A 2,923-nucleotide genomic window follows, 5' to 3' on the forward strand; every position below is an offset into this window, starting at 1 on the left:
GGAGCAGGCGCAGGTATGGGGCTTGGGCCGGGTCGCGGCACTGGAGCATCCCGAGGTGTGGGGCGGGCTGATCGACCTGCCCGCCTCTGGGGACCCTCGGCTGTTCGGGGTACTCGCGGGCGTCGAGGACCAGGTCGCGGTGCGGGCGTCCGGCGTGTTCGCGCGCCGTCTGGTGCGGGCCGGTGCGGCGGGTCAGGAACCGTGGGCCTTGACCGGCACGGCGCTGGTGACCGGTGGCACGGGTGCGCTGGGTGGCCAGGTGGCGCGGTGGCTGGCACAGCGAGGCGTTGAACATCTCGTGTTGGTCAGCCGCCGCGGAGCGGCATCGCCAGGGGCCGAGGACCTCGCCGCGGAGTTGCGTGAGTCGGGCGTCGAGGTCACCTTGGCGGCCTGTGATGTGGCCGATCGGGCGGCGGTGGCTGACCTTCTCGACGGGCTCGAAGGCTTGTCGGTGGTGGTGCATGCTGCGGGTGTCGCGCAGTCGACTCCGCTGGCGGACTGCTCGGTGGAGGAGTTCCGTGCTGTCGTTGAGGGCAAGGTCGCTGGTGCGGTCAATCTGCATGAGCTTACTGAAGGTCTTGACGCGTTCATCGTGTTCTCGTCGATCGCGGCGACGTGGGGCAGCGGCGGCCAGTCTGGCTACGCGGCCGGAAACGCGTTCCTGGATGCCTTGGTGGAGCAGCGTCGTGCTGACGGTCTTCCGGGTCTGTCGGTGGCGTGGGGTCCGTGGGCTGAAGGGGGCATGGCCGCGGGTGAGGCGGGTGAGCATCTCGCCAAGCGTGGTCTGACGGCGTTGGCGCCGGAGCGGGCGTTGGCGGCGCTGGAAAGCGCGCAGCACGACACCACGGTCACTGTCGCTGACGTCGATTGGGCCCGGTTCACGCCGGTGTTCACTTCCCGGCGGCCCAGCCCGCTCCTCACCGAACTGATCGACGTGACCGCCGCCGTCGAAGAGCCTCGGGACACCAATGAGCTGCGGACCAGGCTGGTCGGCCGTCCTCCTGCCGATCAGCGGCGGCTGCTGCTGGAACTGGTGCGTGCCGAAGCGGCGGCCGTGCTGGGCTACTCCGGGCCGGAGGCCGTCGAGCAGGACCGTGCGTTCCGTGAGCTGGGTTTCGATTCGCTGACCGCGGTGGAGCTGCGCAACCGGATGGTCCCGCTGGTCGGTCTCGACCTGCCGACCACCCTGGTCTTCGACTACCCCAACCCTCTTGCCCTCGCGGAACACCTGCTGGGCGAACTACTTGGAGCGCGGGAAGACGTCGTGGCCACCGGCGTGGCCGCCAGCGACGAACCGATCGCGATCGTCGGCATGGCCTGCCGGTTCCCCGGCGGCGTGCACTCGCCGGAACAGCTGTGGAGCCTGCTCGCCTCCGGTGAGGACGCGGTCGGCGGCTTCCCGGAGAACCGCGGCTGGGACCTGGAAGAGCTGTATCACCCCGAACCGGGCAACCCTGGCACGAGCTACACCCGCGACGGCGCTTTCCTGTACGACGTGGGGGAGTTCGACGCGCGCTTCTTCGGGATCTCACCGCGTGAAGCCGTGACGATGGACCCGCAGCAGCGGCTCCTCCTGGAGACCTCGTGGGAGGCCTTCGAACGCGCGGGCATCGACCCGGCGTCCGTCCGGGGGAGCCAGACGGGAGTCTTCGTCGGTTCGAACGGCCAGGACTACCTCTCGGTGCTGCTGGCCTCCTCGGACCTCGGGGACGGCCACCTCGGCACCGGAGTGTCCGCGAGTGTGGTTTCCGGCAGGCTGGCTTACACGTTCGGGCTCGAAGGCCCGGCACTGACCGTCGACACTGCGTGCTCGTCTTCGCTCGTCGCCCTGCATCTGGCCGCGCAGGCCCTGCGCAACGGCGAATGCGAGATGGCACTGGCCGGCGGTGTGACGGTGATGGCCACGCCAGGGGCCTTTGTGGACTTCAGCGCCCAGCGTGGTCTCGCGGCGGACGGCCGGTGCAAACCCTTCGCCGAAGGTGCCGACGGCACCGGCTGGGGTGAGGGTGCCGGGATGCTGCTGGTGGAGCGGTTGTCGGACGCGCGGCGGCTGGGCCACCGGGTGCTGGCGGTGGTGCGCGGCAGCGCGGTGAATCAGGATGGCGCGTCGAATGGCTTGACGGCGCCGAATGGTCCTTCTCAGCAGCGGGTGATCCGCTCCGCGCTGGCCAATGCCGGATTGCGACCGTCCGAAGTGGACGTCGTGGAGGCGCACGGCACGGGGACCTCGCTGGGTGACCCGATCGAGGCGCAGGCCTTGCTGGCGACGTATGGCCAGGATCGCGAGCGGCCGTTGTGGCTGGGCGCGGTGAAGTCCAACATCGGTCACACGCAGGCCGCGGCCGGGGTGGCGGGCGTGATCAAGATGGTCATGGCGATGCGGCACGGTGTGCTGCCGAAGACCCTGCACGTGGACTCACCGTCATCACAGGTGGACTGGTCGGCCGGGGCGGTCGAACTGCTCACCGAGTCGCGGTCGTGGACGGCGGGGGAGGCGCCGCGCCGCGCCGGTGTCTCGTCGTTCGGTATCAGCGGTACCAACGCGCACACCATCCTCGAAGAGGCGCCGGAGCCGCCCGCCGTGGAGCCCACGGAGCCGCCGTCGATCGCGCCGATGGTGCTTTCGGCGAAATCCGCGGAAGCCCTTCGAGCGCAGGCCGAACGCCTGCGGCTGCTGGTGACGGAAGGCGGGGATACCGCCGCCGTCGCCCGCTCGCTGGCCACCACCAGGTCCACTTGGGATCGCCGGGCGGCGGTCGTCGGAGCGGACCACGACAGCCTGCTCGCGGGCATCGCCGCCCTCGCGGCCGGGGAACAGGCTCCGGGCTTGGTCGAAGGGACGGCCGACTCCGGTAAGACCGCGTTCTTGTTCGCGGGTCAGGGTTCTCAGCGGGTTGGTATGGGGGCGGAGCTGTATGCGGAG

General features: G+C 70.3%; 1 protein-coding gene. It reads left to right on the top strand.

Translation table 11 applies throughout. From position 1 onward, the window contains the following. Positions 1–2,923: type I polyketide synthase (locus L324_RS24100; RefSeq protein ID WP_037312955.1), on the top strand; the 2,923-nt coding region annotated here is incomplete at both ends.

The organism is Amycolatopsis orientalis DSM 40040 = KCTC 9412, assembly GCF_000478275.1.
Classification (GTDB): domain Bacteria; phylum Actinomycetota; class Actinomycetes; order Mycobacteriales; family Pseudonocardiaceae; genus Amycolatopsis; species Amycolatopsis orientalis.